Below are 20760 nucleotides of genomic sequence, written 5' to 3'. Positions count from 1 at the left end.
AGGGGTGCCACCGCGGGGTGGTGCGCCGGCACGCACCGCTCGCAGCGGTCCACTCCCTTCGGGTCAGGGCGCTGGACCGCCGCTCACCGGCTGGTCACGCTGTGCGCATGCGACGGAACAAGGCTGCCCTCTCCCTGGCCTTCTACGGGGGTCTGGTCCTGCTGATCGCCCTCGTGCTCGCGCAGGCGCTACCGCTGCTACTGCCCGACGGCCTCGCGATCCGGATCGGCCACAACAGCGAGGGCCTGGTGCTCGCGCTCGTCGTCGCCTGCTGGATCCAGTACGTGCGCCCGTGGGTCACCGCCGGCGGGCGGGGCGGCCTGGTGGTCGGCGTGGCCGTGACCTGCGCGGTGCTCGGGGTGGCCCTCCTGCTCTCCGATCTGCCGAGCCGGTTCCGGACTCTCAACGAGACGTTCCTCGCCGCAGCCGTGCTCCTTCCCTACCTGCAGGCCCGCCGCCCCCTGCCCCGTGGCGTGGCCGCCGCCCTGTCCGGGGCGGTGCTCCTGGCCGTGGTCGCGTTCAACCGCACCGGGGCGGTCACGGACCTGGCCGAGACGCTGGGTGTCCTGGTGCTCGCCCCGATCGCCTTCGACATCGTCGACCGGGGGATCCTCGACCCCACCGCCGCCACCTCGGCGCGCGTGCGTACCGCCTGGTACGCGTTCCTGGCTCTCGCTCCGGTGGCCTTCTCCCTGCTCGAGTACCAGGTCGGCGTGACGGGCCTGCTGGGAGAGGCCGTCCGCTACGCGGTGCGCATCACCGAGGCGTTCGTCTGCCTGCTCCTGGTCGGGCTGTACGTCACCGCCGTGCGCGGCCGCACGGACGGGGACCGGCGGCACGACCCGGTGCCGGCCCCCGCGGCGCGCTGATCCAGCGGGCCGGGCGCCTCGCGCCCGGCCCCCGCGGCGGGCCTTCTCGGGGCACTCATCACTTGGGGTGAAGGGTGCCCCGATCGACTGTCCCGCCATTCGTACCCCACGTCTAATGGACATGCGGAATTCAATTTTCGTTGGGGGAGAAATGTCGCATCGTCCCCATGTCGCGTCTCCGCGATTTCTTGGGGGTGTACTGGTGACGCTCGTTCCCCCGGCCACGGAATCGGCCCTCGGTGCATTCGTCGACGCGCTCGTCGAGAAGCGACGCATTTTGAGCGAATCCGGGTTGCCCGTCCGTGTCGCCTGGCTCAACCACTACAGCATCCGGCTCGCGGTCGACGACGCCCCGGAGGCGCTCGCCGAGATGGACGTCTGCGGCGTCGACGGGCAGCTGCTGAAGTGGCTGCTGCGCCACCCGGTCAGGACCAGTGCGGACCTCGTCGTCCCCGTGCTCCTGCGGTGCGACGACACCATCCGCACGGTGCTCGCGATCGGCGGTCCGGGGGACCGGGCCGCGGCCCTGTCCGAGGCGTTCAGCGGCCTGGCCGAGCGGCCCGTGGCGGTCCACTGCATCGACGGCTTCGACGGGCTGCTGCGCGGGGACGCCCTGCGACGCGCCGTGACCGAGGTGCAGCCCGACCTGCTCCTGGTCGGGCTGGGCGCCGGTCTCCAGGAGCAGGTGCTCGTGGAGGCGTCGACGGCCATGGCCCGGGGATACGCCCTGACCTGCGGTGGCTTCCTGGACCAGGTCCTGCAGACCGGCTACTACCCCGACTGGGCCTACCCGTTGCGCCTGAACTGGCTGGTGCGCCTCGTCCGCGAGCCGCGCCGGCTATGGCGTCGCTACACCGTCCAGGCGTTCTCCGCGCTCCTGCGCGCCCGTGTGTGGCGGCGTTTCATGCTCGGAGTCCCGGGCCTGGTGATGCACGCGCAGATGTGCCTGCTCGACGGCGCGACGCGCGACCGGGCCTAGCCCGCCGCCCGGGCCGCCGACGTCGGCCTGCGACCGCGCCGGGCCAGCGCACCGCGCAGCTCCGCCAGCCCGAGCACGTCGCGCGACGCCCAGCACAGCGCCGCGTACAGCGGTACCCCGACGGCTGCGGAGGCCGTGAGCGCCATCGGCACCGGTACCGGCACCAGCAGGAGCGCCCCCGGAACCAGGCCGAAGCACGCCACCGCGAGGAGCGCCGCCCGCCCGGTGGATCGGTCGAACGGGTGCAACCGCAGGACGAGACCGATCTGGGCCAGCGGCAGGAGGTTGTTCACCAGGATCGCTGCCGCCCAGGCCACCGCAGCGCCCAGGATGCCCAGCGAGGGGATGAGGAGCAGGTTCAGGCCGACGTTCACGGCGAGCGCGAGCAGGGTGTTGACCAGGTTCCAGCTGGTCCGACCCCCCATCGTGAGCAGCATGTCGACCATGCCGCAGCCGGTGGCCACGAGCATGGCCAGCGCGAGCACGACCACGACGACGGCGCCGGACGAGTAGCCCTCCCCGAAGATGCCGAGCAGCAGTGGCGCGAAGGCGGCCGACAGCAGGTAGATCGGCCAGCTCAGCAGCATCAGCCAGGCGGTCGCCGTCCGGTAGAGCGAGTTGGCGAGGGCGCGGTCGTCCCGGGCGAGGGCCTCGCCCAGCTGCGGCTGTGCGGCGGAGGAGATTGCCTGTGCGCCGAGCTGCCCGACCACGAGGAAGCGGGTGGCGGCGGTGTAGACCGCCGCCTCGGCGGGGCCGCGCAGCGCCGCCACCATCAGGACGTCGAGACGCTGCAACGCGAACTGAGCCAGGCTCGAGACGGTCCGTGGCCACGTGAAGGTCCAGAAGCCCCGAACCGTCCCGCCGTCCGGCGCGGCCGTCGCGGGGATCAGTGCCTCCTCGGTCCCGGCGTCAGCGGGCCCGGCGGCACGTGAGCGGGCGGAGCGCACCGCCGAGCGCGCCGCCCACGCCGCGGCTCCTGCCGCCACGAGGTACGGCGCCGCCCAGGCCAGCCCGAGCGACGGGCCGGTCGCGTAGGCCGCCACGAGCAGGACCAGCAGCAGCTGCAGGACCGACCGGAGGATCTTCTCGATCCGCACGGTGGCGGCCATCGAACCGAAGCCACGGGTCGCGGCCAGCAGGGTGTCGGTGAGTGCGGCGGCCGGCAGGAAGGGCGCCAGTGAGCGCAGCAGGGTGGTGAACTCCGCCTGGTGGCTCTGCACGGCGACGGAGGCGATCGCGGGGGCGAAGGCGAAGAGGGTGACGGCGCAGATCACCGAGACCACCGCGACCGGTGTCGTGCCGACGGCGATGATCGCCCGCATCCGGTCGAGCTGCCCCAGCGCACGCGCCCGCGACAGGAAGTAGACCAGCCCGGTCTGGGTGCCCAGTTTCGCGATCACGGCCGCGAGCAGGAAGACCGAGGTGACCGCGAAGAACGTGCCCGCGAAGACCGCCGGGAAGTTGCGGGTGATCACCACGACGAGCAGCAGGTTGGCGACCGCGGCGACGAGCGCGCCGACGAGGTTGGCCGCCCCGCCGCGGGCCAGGGACCCCAGCCGGCCCGCCGCCGGCCGCTCCCGGGTCGTCCCGGTCACCGCCGCCAGCTCGGCGCGCGACCCCACCATGCCGCCAGCCGCTCGTCGTAGGGCGCGTAGTGGGCGGTCAGGGACGCGCGCAGCGGCTCGGGCATCGCCGATCGGGGACGGGCGTTGTGCCGTTCGAACGGCGGGTGCCCGGCGCGCGGGAGGCCGAGGAAGTCCAGCACCTCGTCGTAGACGTCCTCCGGCCGGGAGAAGAAGTCGTGGCTGTCGACCACGTGCACGCGGTCGCGGCCCACGCGGTCGGCCAGCGGCTCCAGGTAGTCGATGTACTGCCCGCGGGTGACGTAGGCGTTGTGCCGGTGGTGGTGGCTCTCGTAGCCGGGGTCGTCGCACAGCCGCTCGGTCTCCCCGCGCAGCCGGCCCTCCTCCAGTTCGAGCGCGCGCTCGAAGGGCTCGGCCTCGAAGCCCCGCGCCAGCTCGTGCGCGTGCGCCGAGTAGGCCCGTTCCACGGGGTCGCGGACCAGTACCAGGAGCTTGACCCCCGGCAGGTCCCGCTCGATGCGTTCGGGGGCGAGAGGGTGGAACATGTAATAGGGGCTGGACTCGAACGTCTGGGCCGGTGCACCGGTGCGGCGCTCGACGCGGGTCGCCGACAGCCGGGTCGGGAAGTGGCTGCGGTACCAGGAGAGCGACCTGCCGTAGTTCACGTCGAAGTAGTGGACGCCCTTGTGCAGGACCGCCCGCAGCACGTTCGGGTGCTGACCCAGGGCCCGGTACATCGACGTGGTGCCGCTCCGCTGGGCGCCCACGATGAGGAAGTCGGGCATCATGCGAAGCCCGCTGGTCACCCGGCCGGCGGCGACCGACGCCCGCTGGATGCGTGCCAGGTTCTGCGGTGACACGTCCGTGACGCGCTTCATGGTCGTCGGCCTTCCGGTTGTCGTCATGGGCTTCATCGGCAGGGTGGAGCTCACAGCTGAGACACCCGTCCGACGAGCTCGGGCAGCAGCCACCGGCCGAGGACGCCGAGCCGCGCCCCCGCCTCGGCCTGCCCGTCCTGCAGGTAGCGCGTGGCCAGTGCCACCAGGTAGCTCAGCGCCACGACCGCCGCCTCGTCGCGACCGATGCCGAACGGGGCCAGCAGCGCGGGCGCGTCGGACAGGCAGCCGGCGACCGCCAGCCGCGCGTCGGCCCGCCGGCCCACGACCGCCCGCTGCAGGTGGAAGTGCAGCGCGTCGAAGCCCAGCGGTACGCCGTGCTCGAACCGCTCCCAGTCCCACACGAGGACCCGTCCCCGCACCGAGGCGCAGTTCCACGGCGTCCAGTCCCCGTGCCAGGCCCCGAGTGGGACGACGGTTCCCGCGGCGGCGGCGGTGAGCGAGGCGAACGCCGCGCGCAGCTGGGTGACCGTGTCGTCGTCGGCGAGGCCGTCCAGCGCGCCGTCCAGACCGGTCCAGAAGCGGCTGGTGGTCAGCGGCTCCTCGCCTGTCCCGCAGACCTGCGCCACCTCGAGCATCGCCGCGCCGAGCCCGGCGGGGGAGAGCGGCACCCGCTTCTGCCAGATCGGCAGCGGGGACTGCGCCAGGACCTCCAGGCCCCGCCATGTGCCGTGGTGCAGCACCCGGGGAACCTCGATGCGGGTGAAGTCCGCCGCCGCGAGCTCGGTGAGCGAGCGTGCCTCGTCGACGACCAGGCGGCGCGTGAGGTCGTTGATGCCGACCTTCGCGAATCCCAGCACCTCGCCGGCGTCGGACAGCAGTTGCAGGACCGGCTTGCGGTTCGCACGGGCCGGCCCGACGTGCAGGCTGACCCGCACCGGCCGGCCGAGCGCCTCAGCCAGGTGGGTCTCGATGGTGTCCGGCGGAGGCATGCTGTCCGAAGCCACGCTGTCGGGGGTTGCGGTGCCCACCCGGAGGCGGTCACGCATGACGGCGGGCCCCAGGCCGGCGCGCATCGCGAGGGCCAGCGCGTCCAGCCGGAGGCGGGCCGGCAGGCTGCCCGGTTCGCTGTACCGGCGCACCGCCGTGGCGGCGGCACGCGCCGAGCCCAGCGGGACCAGGAGGCGCGGGCGGTCGAGGGAGGGCACCACGACGAAGTCGCCTGCCATCCCCGCCGGGGCGGGCTCGCCGGCGCGTCCGGTCCAGACCGAGGCCGGCGCAGGCCAGAGCAGCCGGGCCACCTCGTGCAGGTACTCCAGGCGCAGCGCCGCGTCGGTGCGCGGCTGCTCGGTCGTGGCGTTCGATGCGGGGGTCATGCCGGGAACTCCTGCAGGGGATGGGCGGTCCGGCGCGCTGCCGGGAGGACGGAGCCCCCGCCGTCGCGCTGGTTGCGCCACAGGAGGCCGATCGACAGGAACGCGATGGTCAGCGGGATCGCCACCGCGTTGTAGATGAACATGAAGAACAGACACAGCAGGAGGGTCAGCAGCCCGGCGTCCCCGATGGCCGACTGATCACGCCGGTACACCCAGCCGCAGTAGACGAAGAAGCTCAGGAACAGGACCAGGCCGCCGTAACCCTGGGAGATGAGCACGAGCCACACCTGGCCGTTGCTGCCCAGGATGGGGTTGCCGCACGACGGGCAGTCGGGGGTCTCCCCGACGGCGATCGAGTTGGCGCTGCCCATGGCTGAGCGCGTCGCCCCGAGACCCAGCACCGGCGAGTGCCCGACCACCTCCAGGGTCTTCACGGTGGTGAACGTCCGGATGTCGTTGCTGTGCGGGTTGTCCAGCCGGTCCGCGACGATGCCGCTGAGCGGGCTGGCCAGGACCACGACGGCCGCCACGGCCAGGGCGACGACCAGCGCACCCAGCGCGGCCACCCGGCCCCGGACGGCGAGCCGGACGGTCATGAAGGCCAGCGCCAGGCCCAGGCTGATCCACAGGCCCCGGTTCAGCGAGTACACGACGGGGATCGCGGCGAGCGCGAGGATCGCCGCGCCGGCGATCCTGCGGGGCGTGCCGGCTCCGCGGAAGAAGCTCAGGACGAACCAGCCCAGCAGCAGGGCGAACGCGTTGCCCCAGATGTTGGTGTACCCGAAAGGCGCCGCCGGGCGGGGCGCCTCGTACCCCAGCACGTCGTGCAACTGCGCCGAGACGGGGTGGACCAGGCTCTGCACGAACCCGTTGGACGACATCCACCCCGGGAGCAGCAGCTCCACGGGCGATGTCAGGTCGAACGCCGGCACGAGGATGCCCAGCAGGCCGCCGACGACCACGACCACGAAGAAGACGCCCATGTTCCGCACCAGGCGTCGACGCGGGTACTCCTCCTCGGTCAGGTTGCCGACGTAGAGCAGCACGATCGTCGCCGCGAGGTACCCCGCCAGGTAGTAGGCCACCGGGATGATGCGGCCGGCCGCGGACTCGGCGAGAACACCCGGCGGGTCCATCCCCAGCATGAGGGTGCTGGCCACCACCCACACCAGGAAGAACACCCAGATTCCGAAGCCTCGAGGAACGGCGACCGGTCGCCGGCGCGCCAGGTGGACCACCATGGGAAGGGCGAGCACGAAGAGGATGAGCGTGCCCATGCCCAGGACCCACCACAGCGGGTAGAGCAGGAGGAGGGCCGTCAGCGGCCAGCCGGGGGACAGGGGCAGGAGCCGCGGCCGGACCGGCCGGTCGTGCCGGGGGGACCACCCGGGAGCCGTTGCCGCCGTCGGCGGCGCGGTCACCGCCGCGTGCCCGCCGGGGAGGGCGCGGAGGGACCCTGGACACCCAAGGACTCCGGTCGGAGGTTCTTCCGGACCGCGTCGGTCGGCCCGACCGCCCGCTCGGGACTGGCCGGCAGCTCCTCGCCCTCGTCCGTGGTGTCGCCGGCCTCCGTCCCGCGTTCCCGTGCCGGGGCGGGAAGCACGGCGGCACCGACGACGGGCGTCCGCATGGACTCGAACTGTGCGCGGGCGTCGACGATCGCCTGGGTGGTGGTGACGTTGACCTGGACGACGAGCAGGGCGAAGTCGGCGTACCGCGCCAGGGTCTGGGCGTCCGCGCCGGCGTCGGTGGCCGGAGCCTCCATGACCACCCACGTCGCCGTCTCGAGCAGGTCATCGATCAGGGCGCGCGGTGCCGAGGTCTGGAGCAGTTCGGCGGCGAGGTCGCGGTCGCGTCCGGGCCCGAGGACCTGCAGGTCCGGCAGTGACGGCACCGACCGCATGGCGTCCGCCGCGGTCGCTCGCCCGACCAGCACCTCGGCCAGGCCGTCGCTGCTGCGACCGAACAGCTGCACATCGGTGTCGGCGTGGACGTCGCCGCAGACGAGGACGGTCGGTTCGCCGGAGCGGGCCAGCGACGCGGCGAGGTTCGCCGCGATGGCGCCGGCCGGGGCTCCCACGCCGGCCACGAGGACCACGCGGGCCTCCCGGATGCTGCCGGCGGTCACGATGTTGCGCAGCCGGGTGAAGTTCCGCCCCTCCAGGCTGGCCGACGTGGCCAGCCGCACGCGGTCGGGATCCATCGATGCCGGGAGGTCGGCCAGGACCGGCAGGCCGGTCTGGCGGTCGACGTCATCGGGCTGGCGGACGTAGCGGTCGGATCGCTGGCGCAGGACGGCCAGGCCGACGCCCAGGAGGAGCCCACCCAGCGCGCCGGCGGCCAGGCTCAGCAGCGGCTGAGGGCTGCTCGGCGAGGCCGGCAACGACGCCTGCGTGATCACCTCACCAGGGCGGACGGCGAATGCGTCCAGCGCGTTGAGCTGCGCGCTCAGGTCGCCGAGCTGGTCGTTGAGGTTGGCAGCCTGTGCCTGGTTGTAGGCGCGGGAGGCGGAGTCGGAGGGCAGTGCGGCGGTGGCCTCGCTGAGGGCGGCCAGCCGTGCGTCCAGGTCGGCGATCCGGGCCTGCAGAGACTCCTGCTGCGCCCGGACGCTGCTCGCGGCGGCGTCCTCGCGGTTGAGCAGGTAGGCGGAGGCGAAGGCCTCCGCGCCCCAACGGGCGTCGGCGGCGGTCAGCCCGGTGAAGCTGATGTCCAGGATCTCGGTGTTGGGCGGGACGGAGATGCTCACCCGCTCGGCGAGTTCCCGAGGATCGCCGGCGAAGTTCAGCCAGTCCGCAACAGCCTCCATCACCTCGGTGGAGGTGATGATCTGCGCCTCGGTGTCCATGTTGATCGTCGTGCGTGGGCCGGAGCTGCTCGTACCGGCGGTGCCGGTGGGTGAAACCAGGACCGACGTGGTCGACGTGTACTCAGGGGTGGCGACGGCGGTGTACGTCGCGGCCAGCCCGATCGCCACGGCCACGGCGGCCACCACGACCCACCACTGCCGCCGGAGCAGAAAGGTGTAGTCGCCGAGCTGGGCGGAGCGTTCTGTCGCCATGTGTCCAAGTCCCCCAGTCGCTGTCGCCCGGCGGTGGTCGCCTCTCGCAATCCGGGGGCATTCTCCGGACACCGGCGCCGTACCGTACTCGCCTTCAATTCCTACCATTCTCGCGATGTCGGGAGCGGGCGCGCGAATTGCGCCGTCACCCGGATGGGGGAGGGGGTCGACGAGCGTCAGGAGGCCTTTCTCGGCCATGGAAGAATGGGTCCGGGCCGCGACCCGGATCGCGCTTTTCGTCGCCCGTCGCCCGTCGCCTCCGTGGCCGTGTCGAGAGAGCAGAGGGACGCATGGCTGGGGACAGCGTGGAGCGGATGGGCGCGACGGGCCGGCAGCGCTCGAGGCCCCGCGCCTCGCGTCGTCTGGTCCTGCCGGCCGCCGTCCTCGTGTGCGCGCTCGTGGGAACCGCCTGGTGGTGGGAGGGCCGGGAGCGGTACGCGGTCGACTGCCTGGCCGTTGGGGCCCACGTGGACGACCTCGGGCGCGACGACCGGCTCGAGACTTTCCGTGAGGTGGACCGGCTCATGGGGCCGCTGACCATGCGGCGCAGCTTCGATCCGGCGCTGCCTCCGTCGTTCGCGGAGTCCGACGCTGCCGGCGACGCCGTCGCCGGACTGCACTCCTTCGTCTCCTGGAAGCCCCCGGACGGTGATCACGCCGGCGCGGCACAGGGCCGCTACGACGACGAGATCGCCGCCTGGGCCCGCAGCGTCCCGCGGACCGGGGTCTACGCGACCGCCTACCACGAGCCCGAGAACGACATGACGGCCGCGGAGTTCGTCGCCCTGCAGCGACACCTGTACCGGGTGGTCAAGGACGCCAACGAGACGATCCGGTGGGGCCCGGTCTACATGTCCTACTGGTGGGATCCGGCCGAGCCCTCGCACTACGTCGGCGATCCGCAGGCGTGGTGGCCGGGTGCCGAGTTCGCCGATTTCGCGGGGCTGGACTGGTACGGGGCCGACCCACGACCCATGACGACCAGCCCGAACTTCCTGCACTGGTACGAGGCCATGAGGCCGACCGGCGAGCCGATGGTGATACCCGAGTACGGCCAGTACGTCCTGCCGGAGGCTGAGCGACCCGACCAGGCACGGCAGCGGGCCCGGGCGGAGGCGATCCGGGCGGACGCGGCCTGGATCGCCGAGCACCCGGAGATCCGCGTGTGGCTCTACTGGCAGGACACCGGGCACCAGGGGGACTGGGCGATGACCGACGAGGGCTCCCAGCGGGCCTGGGCCGCGGCTGCCCTGGCCGGCTGCCGTCCCTGACAGGTCGGACGCCGGCTCCGGCGGCGTGCACACGGTCGGGGGACATCCCCCCTCCGGTGGTGCCGCCTGGGGGTCACTGTCTGTGATGCTCGCGCGGCAATTCGGGGGGCGGAACCACCAGTGAGCCCCGCTGCGGAAAGGACGTACGGGGACATGGGCAGGTTCTGGAAGTTGGCGCGGGCGTGCACGGTGCTGGCCTGCGCGCTCCTCACCGTCGTGGGCGTGACCGCGGCACCGGCCTCCGCCGGGGCCGCCCAGGTCACCACGGTCTCTGCCGCCCCGCGAGTCGGGACCCCCGAGGTCCTCGACAACCGCGTGCTCGACTTCGCCGAGGCCGGCGGCCGGATCGTGGTGGCCGGTGACTTCACCCAGGTCCGCGACGCGGCGGCGAACGGCGGCGCGACGTTCGCCCAGCGCTCCGTCTTCGCGTACGACCCCGTCTCGGGTGCCATCGACCGGTCGTTCGTCCCCGCGGTGAACGGGGTCGTGAACGCCGTCCTCGCCGGGCCCGACAACACGGTCTACCTCGGCGGGACCTTCTCCTCGGTCAACGGATCGTCGGCCCGCAACCTCGTCCAGGTGTCGCTGGCAACCGGCGAGCGGATCGGCGCTTTCGTGCCGTCCGGCATCAACGGCGCGGTCTACGACCTCGAGTCCTCCGGCGGACGGCTCTTCGTCGGGGGCACCTTCGACTCCGTCCAGAGCGCACCGCACGGCGGCTTGGCCGCGCTGAACCCGACCACCGGCGCCGTCGACGAATATCTCGGCGTCGACGTGTCGGTGAACCACAACTGGTACGAGGGCAGCGAGGGCTCCCGCGGCGCCGTCGGCGTCCGCGACCTGGCGATGTCGCCGGACGGCAGCCGCCTGGTGGCGATCGGCAACTTCACCCTGGCCGACGGGCTCGTCCGCGACCAGGTGGTCTCCGTGCTGCTCCAGCCCGGCCAGGCGGTGGTCGACCCCGACTGGCGCACCCGGCGCTACGAGGCCGCGTGCTTCTCGTGGGCCTACGACTTCTACGTGCGCGAGGTGGACTTCGCGCCCGACAGCAGCTACTTCGTCATCGTGACGACCGGCGGCCACAACGTCGGCACCCTGTGCGACACCGCTGCCCGCTGGGACGTCGCCGACACCGGTGACGACGTCCAGCCCCGGTGGGCCGCCGACGCGGGCGGCGACACCCTGCACTCGGTCGCCGTGACCGGCGGGGCGGTCTACGTGGGCGGTCACCAGCGCTGGATGAACAACACCCTGGGCAACGACTCGCCCGGCCCAGGCGCGGTGCCGCGGCCCGGCCTGGCCGCGCTCGACCCCCGCACCGGGGTCCCGCTGGCCTGGAACCCGGGTCGCCACCCCCGCGGCATCGGCGCCGAGGCCCTGCTGGCCACGGCGAACGGCCTCTACGTGGGTAGCGACACCGAGTACATCGGCGCTCGCGACCACCGGCGTCCTCGCCTGGCGTACTTCCCGCTCGCCGGTGCGGCGGGCCTGCCCTCCGAGGACAGCGGGACCCTCCCTGCGAACGTCTTCCTCGGCGGCCGCACGACCCCAACCGGCGGGGGCACGGACAACCGCCAGGTCCTCCACCGGATCAACGCCGGCGGGGCGGCCATCGCGGCGCTGGACGGCGGCCCCGGCTGGGCGGCCGACACCGGGGCGATGCGGAACACCGGCAGCAACTCGGCGTCCTACCCCGCCGGCAGCGCGGCCGTTGACGGCAGCGTCCCGTCGACCACGCCCTTCCAGGTCTTCGACACCGAGCGCTGGGACCCGGGCACCGAGCCGGAGATGCAGTGGGCACTCCCCGTCGCCGCGGGCATGACCGTCGAGGTGCGGCTGTACCTGGCCAACCGGTGCACCTGCACTGACCAGCCCGGGGCGCGCGTGTTCGACGTCGACCTCGAGGGCGCGACCGTGCTCGACGACTACGACATCACCGCCGACGTGGGCCACGACGTAGGAACCATGAAGTCGTTCACGGTCACCAGCGACGGCACCGTGGACCTCCTCTTCCGGCACGTCATCGAGAACCCGCTGGTCAACGCGATCGAGATCCTGGAGGCCGGTGACGAGCCAGCCCCGGTCGAAGCCGGGATCGACGACCTGGTCGCACGCTGGGTCGACGGTGCCGCCATCGGCGCCGACACGGAGGTGGGCGCAGGCGGCCTGGAGTGGAGCCGGGTCCGGGGCGCATTCATGGCCGGGGACACGCTGTTCTACGGCTACCCGACCGACAGCGGCACGTACAGCCTGTTCCGCCGCACGTTCGACGGGGTGGGGTTCGGCGAACCCACGGTCCTGGACCCGTACAACGACCCGGCGTGGAGCGATGTCGACACCGGCTCGGGCCAGACCTTCCGCGGCACGCGCTCGGCCTTCTACAACCAGCTGTCGACGGTCAGCGGCATGTTCCTCGGCGACGGCCGCCTCTACTACACGCGGACGGGTTCACCGGCGCTGTACTGGCGGGGCTTCTCGGTGGACAGCGGCATCGTCGGCGTCGACGAGTTCGTCACCGTGCCCTCGGGATTCGCTGAGGTGTCGGGCCTGTTCCTGTCCGGCGACTCGCTGTACGGAGCCAGCCGCACGACCGGTGACCTGATGCGCGTGCCGTTCGCCGGCGGCACGGTGACCGGTGCCCCGACCGTGGTGAGCGGCCCGTCGGTGGACGGCCGGTCGTGGGCGACCCGCGCACTGTTCCTCGGCCCGGGCGAGGGCCCGCCGGCGCCGAACCAGACGCCGGTCGCCGACTTCTCGTTCGACTGCGTCGGCACGACCTGCGGCTTCGACGGCAGCGGCTCCAGCGACCAGGACGGTCAGGTGAGCGGCTGGGAGTGGGACCTCGGTGACGGGACGACCGCGTCCGGTTCCTCCGTCCGGCACACCTTCGACGACGGCGGGGAGTACCAGGTGGGCCTCCGGGTCACCGACGACGACGGCGCCACGTCGACGGTCACGCAGACCGTCGTGGTCGACGCGACCGCCCCGGTCGCGGGCATCGCGCTGCGCGGCTCGGTGGGCACGACCGCGCGCCCGGTGCGAGCCATCTCGGTACAGGTGCCCGACGCGGTCCAGGCCGGCGACGGCCTCGTGCTCGTGCTCTCGGTGAACTCGGGCCTGACCGGGACGGTGCCGGCGGGCTGGGAGCTCGCCGCGACGCAGACCGACAGGAGCAAGGTGACCACCCAGGTCTTCTCCCGGGTGGCATCCGCCGGGGACGCCGGGTCGACGGTGACCGTGGACGTGCCCGGCGAGGTGTCCTCGGCCCTGGGGCTGCAGCTGCTGGCGTACTCGGGAACCTCGACCAGCGGGCCGATCGCCTCGGTGACCGGCGCGGCCACCGGCAGCGGCACGTCGCACACGACCCCGGTGATGCAGGCGGAGTCCGGATCCCTGGTGGTCTCGGTCTGGTCGGACAAGCAGGCGGCGGCGCGGGAGTTCACCGCTCCGGGCGGGGTCGAGGTGCGCAGCAGCCTGGCCGGGGCGGGCAACGGTGACGTGGCCACGCTGGTCGCCGACAGCGGCGCGCCGGTGCCGGCCGGGCAGGTCGGTGGGCTGACCGCGACGGTGCCGACCTCCAGCAGCCGGTCGACGGCGATGACGGTGGTCCTCGCGCCGGGGAGCACTGCTCCGCCGGTGGATGCGGTGCCGGAGGCGGTGATCTCGTCGTCGTGTGCGGAGCTGACGTGTGAGTTCGACGGGTCGGGGTCGACCGATGGGGAGGGGGCGGTGGCTTCGTTCGCGTGGGAGTTCGGGGACGGGGTGTCCGGCTCTGGTGCGGTGGTGGAGCACACCTTCGCCGCGGCCGGTGACTATGAGGTGGCGCTGGCGGTGACCGACTCGGCCGGGCAGGTGAGCAGGCAGACGGCGACGGTGACGGTGGCCGCGGCGCCGACGGTGGGTGCCGGGATCGGGTTGCGGGGGTCGGCGGGGACGGCGGCGCGGCCGGTGCGGGCGATCTCGGTGGATGTGCCTGACGCGGTGCAGGCCGGTGATGGCCTGGTGCTGGTGTTGTCGGTGAACTCGGGCCTGACCGGGACGGTGCCGGTGGGTTGGGAGCTGGCCGGGTCGGCGACCGACGGCGGTCAGATGACCACGCAGGTGTTCGCGCGGGTGGCGACGGCCGAGGATGCGGGGTCGACGGTGACGGTGGATGTCGGGGGGAGTTCGTCCTCGGCGTTGACGTTGCAGTTGATGGCCTATTCGGGGACGTCGGCGGAGGGTCCGGTGGCGTCGGTGACCGGTGCCGGTGGCGGGCGGGGTCTGACGGCGCACACCACGCCGACCGCCGATGCCGCGGCGGGGTCGTGGGTGTTGTCGGTGTGGTCGGACAAGGCGCCGCACGAGCGGCTGTGGGTGCCGCCGGCGGAGCTGGCCGAGCGCAGCAACATCGCCGGTGCGGGCAACGGGGACGTGGCCACGCTGGTGGCCGACAGCGGCGCTCCGGTGCCGGCGGGGCAGGTGGGTGGGTTGACCGCGACGGTGGCCACGGCCAGTTCCCGGGCCACCACGCTCACCGTGGTCCTCGCTGCGGCCGGCTGACCCGGCGCGCTCGCTGCGGGCCTCCGACCACCGGTCGGGGGCCCGCAGTGCGTCAGCGGGGGACCGCGGACTCGCGTTCGGAGCGGGTGCGGGCCCTGGCCTCGGCGAGGATAGGGGCACGCGGGGGTAGACCGTGCCGCACCCGCGCGGACATCCACAGCAGCGGTCCGACGACCACCACCACGCCCAGCGTCGCCACCATGGCGAGGTCGGGCAGGCCGAGCAGCTTCAGCCCGGAGGCGAGCAGCACGAGCGCGAGCGCCCGCCGCACCAGCCCGCCCGGTGCCCGGGAGGACAGCCGCGCGCCCAGGTAGACGCCCGGCAGACACCCGACGAGCAACGAGGCCGTCAGGTCGAGGCGGAAGTCGCCGAAGAGCAGGTGGCCCAGGGCCGCCGACGCGACCAGGGGAACGGCCTGCACCAGGTCGGTCCCCACGAGGCCGGCGGCGGACAGCCGCGGGTACAGCGCCAGCAGCGCGATGATGATCAGAGATCCCGAGCCGACCGAGGTCATGCCGACGATCAGCCCGCCCAGGACGCCCACGAGAACGGTGGGGACCGGCCGGACCCGGTAGCCCCCCACGGTCGCCTCGTCCCGGGTCACCGGGCGACCGGCGGCCCGGTCGGCCGCCCGTCGTCCCCGGGCGACCAGGGACTGGTAGGCGCGCAGGATCAGGCCCGCCGCGGCGAGGAGCAGCGCGGCACCGAGGGCGATCTTCGTCCACTGCTGGACGCCGGCTCCCGACCCAAGCGCCCGCGAGACCAGTACCCCGCCGAAGGCCGCGGGCACCGACCCGGCGCAGAGCCAGCCGACCAGGCGGAGATCGACGGTGCCGCGGCGCAGGTGGACCACGCCGCCGACCGGCTTCATGACCGCGGAGACGACCAGATCGCTGGAGACGGCGGCCAGCGGTGGGACGTTGAAGAACAGCACGAGAGCGGGTGTCATCAGGGCGCCGCCGCCCATGCCGGTCATGCCGACGACGATGCCGATCACGAGACCGGCAACGACCAGCGTCAGCTGCAGGTCCACACGTCCCCCGTCCTCCGGTGCGCTCGAGCGCCGTGCGGAAAGGCTCGTGCGCCGGGCCGACGGTAGGTGCCGGAGCCGCGGCGTGGCGCCGGCCGGGCGATCGGGCTCACCCGTTCGGGGAGGTCTGCGGTCGCGGTGGACGAGGCCGGAGCGAGCCGCCGGTATCACGGACAGTGACGAATGGAGTGCGCGCAGCTCCGTGAAACTCACCTGTTGTGGGGAGATTCCCACGCTGCCGTGGACCCACTTCGCAACGCTGAGTGATGCTGCCGGGCGATCGGGGGCTCGGGAACACGGGGGAGCCCTCCATGCGGAGGGGCACTGACTCATGCACACGTTCGGTCGCTTGGTGGGTGCGGTGCTGATCGCCCTGCTGCTCGTGCCGTTGGGCCCGGGGACGGTTTCGGCGGGAGTGCCGCAGGCCGGCATCGTCACCGACGCGCCGGACGGGCGCACGCCGCACGTCCTGGACAACACGGTGCTCGACCTCGAGGAGATCGGTGGGCGCATCGTCGTCGCGGGCACCTTCACGCAGGTGCGCGACGCCGGGGTGAACGGCGGCACCACCTTCGACCAGCCCTACGTGTTCGCTTTCGACCCGGTCAGCGGCGCCGTGGACCAGGCCTTCCGCCCCGTGGTGAGCGGCAACGTCAACACCATCGCCCCCGGGCCCGACGGCACCGTCTACCTGGGCGGCACGTTCGCCACGGTGAACGGCGAGACGGCGCGCAACCTGGTGCAGGTCTCGCTGGCCACCGGTGCGCGCGTGCCCGGCTTCGCGGTGCCCGGCATCAACGGTGCGGTCAACGACCTGGCGGTCACGGGCGGGCGTCTGCTGCTGGCCGGCTTCTTCGGCTCGGTCAGCGGGGTGCCGCACGGCGGCCTCGCGTCGGTGCACCCCGTCACCGGCGCCGTCGACGACTACATGGGGGTCGACCTCTACGAGAACCACAACTGGCCGCGTGGGACCGCCAGGGCGCCTGTCGGCGTGCGCAAGATGGACGTGTCCCCGGACGGCTCGCGGCTGGCCGTCATCGGCAACTTCCGCAGCGCGGACGGTCTGCCGCGCGATCAGCTCGCACTTCTGCGGCTGGACGCCGGCAGTGCCGTGGTCGACCCGGACTGGCGGACCGAGAGGTACACGCCGGAGTGCCTGTCCTCCTGGTTCGACTTCTACGTCCGCGACGTGGACTTCACTCCCGACGGCTCCTCGTTCGTGGTGGTCACCACGGGCGCGAAGTACGACGGCACGCTGTGCGACACGGCTGCGGCCTGGGACCCGGCGGCGCGGGGGCAGGCGATCCAGCCGCGCTGGATCGCCGTCACCGGCGGTGACACCCTGCTCTCGGTCGCCGCCAGCGACAGCGCGGTCTACGTCGGAGGCCACCAGCGGTGGATGAACAACCCGAGCGGCCATGACACGCCGGGTCCTGGCGCGGTGCCGCGCCCGGGCATCGCCGCGCTGGACCCGCGGACCGGCGTGCCGCTGTCGTGGAACCCGGGCCGCAACCCGCGCGGCCACGGCGCCGAGGCCCTGCTCACCACGGCGTCCGGGCTCTACGTGGGCTCCGATACCGAGTACTTCGGCGACCGTGAGCACAGCCGGCCGCGGCTCGGGTACTTCCCGCTGGCCGGCGGCACCTCGGCACCGGCCGAGGCCATGGGGTCGCTGCCCGCCGACGTCTTCCTCGTGGGCCGGACGGGCGTCGGCTCCGCGACGGACACGATCCGCGCGCGGTTCTTCGACGGGACGACCGCCGGCACCGACCGCACGGTGGACAGTGGCGGCACGGTGTGGAGCCGGGCCCGCGGGGCCGTGCTCGTGGACGACGTCCTGTTCTACGGCTATCCGGGTGGGGACGGCAGCTACGCGCTGCACCGCCGCAGTTTCGACGGCCGCGACCTCGGGCCGGCGGAGCGCATCGACCCGTACAACGATCCGTACTGGAGCACCGTCACCTACACGCGGCACGGGGCCACCGAGTTCTATCGCGGTGTGGTGCCGACCTTCTACGAGCAGCTGGCGCGGGTGACCGGGATGGCCTACCGCGACGGACGGCTGTACTACTCGCTCAGCGACTCCACCTACCTGTACTACCGCTACTTCTCGCCCGAGAGCGGGATCGTCTCCCAGGATCAGTTCGTCGCGGCCGGCCCCGGCTTCCTGGGTGCCGCGGGCATGTTCCTGTCGCGCGACGATCTGTACGTCGCCACGGTTGGCGGGGACCTGCGCCGATTCGGGTTCGCCGGCGGTACCTGGGATGGCACGGCGCCGATCGTCAGCGGGCCCTCGCGGGACGGGCGGGACTGGCGCTCGCGGGGACTGGTCCTCGCCCCGCCGGCCAACCAGCCGCCGGTGGCCGCCTTCGTCGCGGACTGCCTCGGCCTGACCTGCGCCCTGGACGGTGCCGCGTCCGCGGACGTCGACGGGACGGCGGCCTCGTACCGCTGGGACTTCGGCGACGGTGCCACCGCCGCGGGGGCCGCGGTGCAGCACGCCTTCGGTGCTCCTGGTGCGTACGCGGTGACCCTGACCGTCACCGACGACGACGGGGCGAGCACCTCCACGACGCAGCAGCTGACCGTGACGGTGCAGGAGGAGGCCGGCATCGGGTTCCGGGCCTCGGCGGCGGCGACCGCGCGTCCGGCGACGCAGGTCTCGGTCGAGGTGCCGGCGTCGGTGCGGGCCGGGGACGGGCTGGTGCTGGTGCTGTCGGTCAACTCGGGTCTCACCGGCATGGTGCCGGCGGGGTGGGAGCTCGCGGGGACGCAGACCGACGGCGGCAGCATGACCACCCAGCTCTTCTCGCGGGTGGCCTCCGCCGGTGACGCCGGATCGACGGTGACCGTGGACGTTCCTGGCGAGGTGTCCTCCGCGCTGGGGCTGCAGCTGCTGGCGTACTCGGGCACCTCGACGAGCGGGCCGATCGCCTCGGTGACCGGCGCGATCGGCGGCAGTGGCACGTCGCACACCACCCCGGTGACGCAGGCGGAGACCGGGTCGGTCGTCCTGTCGATGTGGTCGGACAAGCAGGCGGCGGCGCGGGAGTTCACCGCCCCTGGCGCGGTGGAGGTGCGCAGCAGCCTGGCGGGAGCGGGCAACGGTGACGTGGCCACGCTGGTCGCCGACGGCGGCGCCCCGGTGCCGGCCGGTCAGGTCGGCGGGCTGACCGCGACGGTGCCCACCTCGAGCAGCCGGTCGACGGCCATGACCGTCGTCCTCGCGCCCGGGGACGGCACCCCGCCGGCGGACGCGGCGCCGGAGGCGGTGATCTCCTCGACGTGTGCGGAGCTGACGTGTGAGTTCGACGGGTCGGGGTCGACCGATGCGGAGGGCCCGGTGGCCTCGTTCGCGTGGGACTTCGGGGACGGGACGACCGCCACGCAGCCGCAGACCAGCCACACATTCGCCGCGGCGGGAGAGTACGAGGTGGCGCTGACCGTCACCGACGCGGCCGGGCAGGCGACCACGGAGTCGGCGACGGTGACGGTGGCGGCGCCGCCGGCGGCCGGTGCCGGGATCGGCCTGCGCGGGTCGGCGGGCTCGGCGGCGCGGCCGGTGCGGGCGATCTCGGTGGACGTGCCGCAGGCGGTGCGGGCCGGGGACGGTCTGGTGCTGGTGCTGTCGGTGAACTCCGGGGTGACCGGTACGACGCCGGCAGGCTGGGAGCCGGCGGGCTCGGCGTCGGACGGTGGTCAGATGACCACCCAGGTGTTCTCCCGCGTGGCCTCCGCCGGTGACGCCGGGTCGACGGTCACGGTGGATCTGCCGGTGTCGTCAGCGGTGACGTTGCAGCTGCTGGCGTACTCGGGGACGTCGGCGGAGGGGCCGGTGACCTCGGTGACCGGCGCCGGAGGGGGCCGGGGTCTCACGGCGCACACCACGCCGTTGGCCGATGCCGTGGCCGGGTCGTGGGTGTTGTCGGTGTGGTCGGACAAGGCGCCGCACGAGCGGGAGTTGGTGCCGCCGGCGGAGCTGACCGAGCGCAGCAACATCGCCGGGGTCGGCAACGGTGACGTGGCCACGCTGGTGGCCGACAGCGGCGCGCCGGTGCCGGCGGGGCAGGTGGGTGGGTTGACCGCGACGGTGGCCACGGCCAGTTCCCGGGCCACCACGCTCACCGTCGTCCTGGCACCCGCCGGGTCGCCTCCGGGTGCGGAGCCCGGTGACGGGGGGACCCCTGATGAGGAGATTCCGCCGGTGGATGCGGTGCCGGAGGCGGTGATCTCGTCGTCGTGTGCGGAGCTGACGTGTGAGTTCGACGGGTCGGGGTCGACCGATGGGGAGGGGGCGGTGGCTTCGTTCGCGTGGGAGTTCGGGGACGGGGTGTCCGGCTCTGGTGCGGTGGTGGAGCACACCTTCGCCGCGGCCGGTGACTATGAGGTGGCGCTGGCGGTGACCGACTCGGCCGGGCAGGTGAGCAGGCAGACGGCGACGGTGACGGTGGCCGCGGCGCCGACGGTGGGTGCCGGGATCGGGTTGCGGGGGTCGGCGGGGACGGCGGCGCGGCCGGTGCGGGCGATCTCGGTGGATGTGCCTGACGCGGTGCAGGCCGGTGATGGCCTGGTGCTGGTGTTGTCGGTGAACTCGGGCCTGACCGGGACGGTGCCGGTGGGTTGGGAGCTGGCCGGGTCGGTGACCGACGGCGGTCAGATGACCACGCAGGTGTTCGCGCGGGTGGCGACGGCCGAGGATGCGGGGTCGACGGTGACGGTGGATGTCGGGGGGAGTTCGTCCTCGGCGTTGACGTTGCAGTTGATGGCCTATTCGGGGACGTCGGCGGAGGGTCCGGTGGCGTCGGTGACCGGTGCCGGTGGCGGGCGGGGTCTGACGGCGCACACCACGCCGACCGCCGATGCCGCGGCGGGGTCGTGGGTGTTGTCGGTGTGGTCGGACAAGGCGCCGCACGAGCGGCTGTGGGTGCCGCCGGCGGAGCTGGCCGAGCGCAGCAACATCGCCGGTGCGGGCAACGGGGATGTGGCCACGCTGGTGGCCGACAGCGGCGCTCCGGTGCCGGCGGGGCAGGTGGGTGGGTTGACCGCGACGGTGGCCACGGCCAGTTCCCGGGCCACCACGCTCACGGTGGTCCTCGCTGCGGCCGGCTGACCCGGCGCGCTCGCTGCGGGCCTCCGACCACCGGTCGGGGGCCCGCAGTGCGTCAGCGAGGCCGGCGATGCGGGACTAATCTGGTCCTCCGGCCCCCGCCGCGGTC

Annotated in this window: 11 protein-coding genes; 5 read left to right on the top strand and 6 right to left on the bottom strand. The window is 73.3% G+C overall.

Translation table 11 applies throughout. The features are described 5' to 3' along the window. Positions 1 to 107: 107 nt before the first annotated feature. Both FHU33_RS20800 and FHU33_RS20795 read left to right on the top strand, forming a co-directional pair. The gene (locus FHU33_RS20800) at positions 108 to 869 is read left to right on the top strand and encodes a hypothetical protein (protein ID WP_142027513.1); all 762 of its coding nucleotides are present in this window, start codon (positions 108 to 110) and stop codon (positions 867 to 869) included. Positions 870 to 1071: 202 nt separating this feature from the next. Beyond that, the gene (locus FHU33_RS20795; RefSeq protein WP_170182622.1) at positions 1072 to 1848 is read left to right on the top strand and encodes a WecB/TagA/CpsF family glycosyltransferase; all 777 of its coding nucleotides are present in this window, start codon (positions 1072 to 1074) and stop codon (positions 1846 to 1848) included. Here the strand turns inward: FHU33_RS20795 and FHU33_RS20790 are convergent. From FHU33_RS20790 to FHU33_RS20770, 5 genes are read right to left on the bottom strand one after another with little or no spacing between them, the layout of a single operon-like run. Then, positions 1845 to 3473, bottom strand: a complete 1629-nt coding sequence (locus FHU33_RS20790; RefSeq protein WP_142027511.1) for an oligosaccharide flippase family protein — start codon at positions 3471 to 3473, stop codon at positions 1845 to 1847. The genes FHU33_RS20795 and FHU33_RS20790 overlap by 4 nt on opposite strands. Next, positions 3440 to 4309, bottom strand: coding sequence for a sulfotransferase family protein (locus FHU33_RS20785; RefSeq protein WP_142027510.1), 870 nt, complete (start codon positions 4307 to 4309; stop codon positions 3440 to 3442). Before FHU33_RS20785 ends, FHU33_RS20790 begins: the two co-directional genes overlap by 34 nt. Positions 4310 to 4359: 50 nt before the next feature. After that, positions 4360 to 5643 carry a hypothetical protein gene (locus FHU33_RS20780; protein WP_142027509.1) on the bottom strand — a complete coding sequence of 428 codons (1284 nt, stop codon included), beginning with the start codon at positions 5641 to 5643 and terminating at the stop codon, positions 4360 to 4362. After that, positions 5640 to 7064: a hypothetical protein gene (locus tag FHU33_RS20775; RefSeq protein WP_211355302.1), complete on the bottom strand. Its 1425-nt coding sequence runs from the start codon at positions 7062 to 7064 to the stop codon at positions 5640 to 5642. Before FHU33_RS20775 ends, FHU33_RS20780 begins: the two co-directional genes overlap by 4 nt. Beyond that, positions 7061 to 8701, bottom strand: coding sequence for a Wzz/FepE/Etk N-terminal domain-containing protein (locus tag FHU33_RS20770; RefSeq protein ID WP_170182621.1), 1641 nt, complete (start codon positions 8699 to 8701; stop codon positions 7061 to 7063). The genes FHU33_RS20775 and FHU33_RS20770 overlap by 4 nt, the downstream gene beginning before the upstream one ends. Positions 8702 to 8991: 290 nt before the next feature. On the opposite strand from FHU33_RS20770, the gene FHU33_RS20765 reads away from it, so the two are divergent. Further along, positions 8992 to 9972, top strand: a complete 981-nt coding sequence (locus FHU33_RS20765) for a hypothetical protein (protein ID WP_142027507.1) — start codon at positions 8992 to 8994, stop codon at positions 9970 to 9972. 153 nt (positions 9973 to 10125) lie between these two features. Beyond that, complete coding sequence (locus tag FHU33_RS20760; RefSeq protein ID WP_142027506.1) at positions 10126 to 14514, top strand: PKD domain-containing protein; 4389 nt, start codon at positions 10126 to 10128, stop codon at positions 14512 to 14514. A 52-nt stretch (positions 14515 to 14566) separates the two neighbouring features. Here the strand turns inward: FHU33_RS20760 and FHU33_RS20755 are convergent, their stop codons facing one another. Next, positions 14567 to 15547, bottom strand: a complete 981-nt coding sequence (locus FHU33_RS20755; protein WP_211355301.1) for a sulfite exporter TauE/SafE family protein — start codon at positions 15545 to 15547, stop codon at positions 14567 to 14569. A 328-nt stretch (positions 15548 to 15875) separates the two neighbouring features. Between FHU33_RS20755 and FHU33_RS20750 the strand changes: the two genes are divergently transcribed. Further along, positions 15876 to 20654, top strand: a complete 4779-nt coding sequence (locus tag FHU33_RS20750) for a PKD domain-containing protein (protein WP_142027504.1) — start codon at positions 15876 to 15878, stop codon at positions 20652 to 20654. The last annotated feature ends 106 nt before the right edge of the window (positions 20655 to 20760 follow it).

It is taken from the genome of Blastococcus colisei (assembly GCF_006717095.1).
Taxonomy (GTDB): Bacteria; Actinomycetota; Actinomycetes; order Mycobacteriales; family Geodermatophilaceae; genus Blastococcus_B; species Blastococcus_B colisei.
The sequence above is the reverse complement of the archived record's forward strand: the minus strand, read 5'-3'. Positions and strand labels throughout refer to the sequence as shown.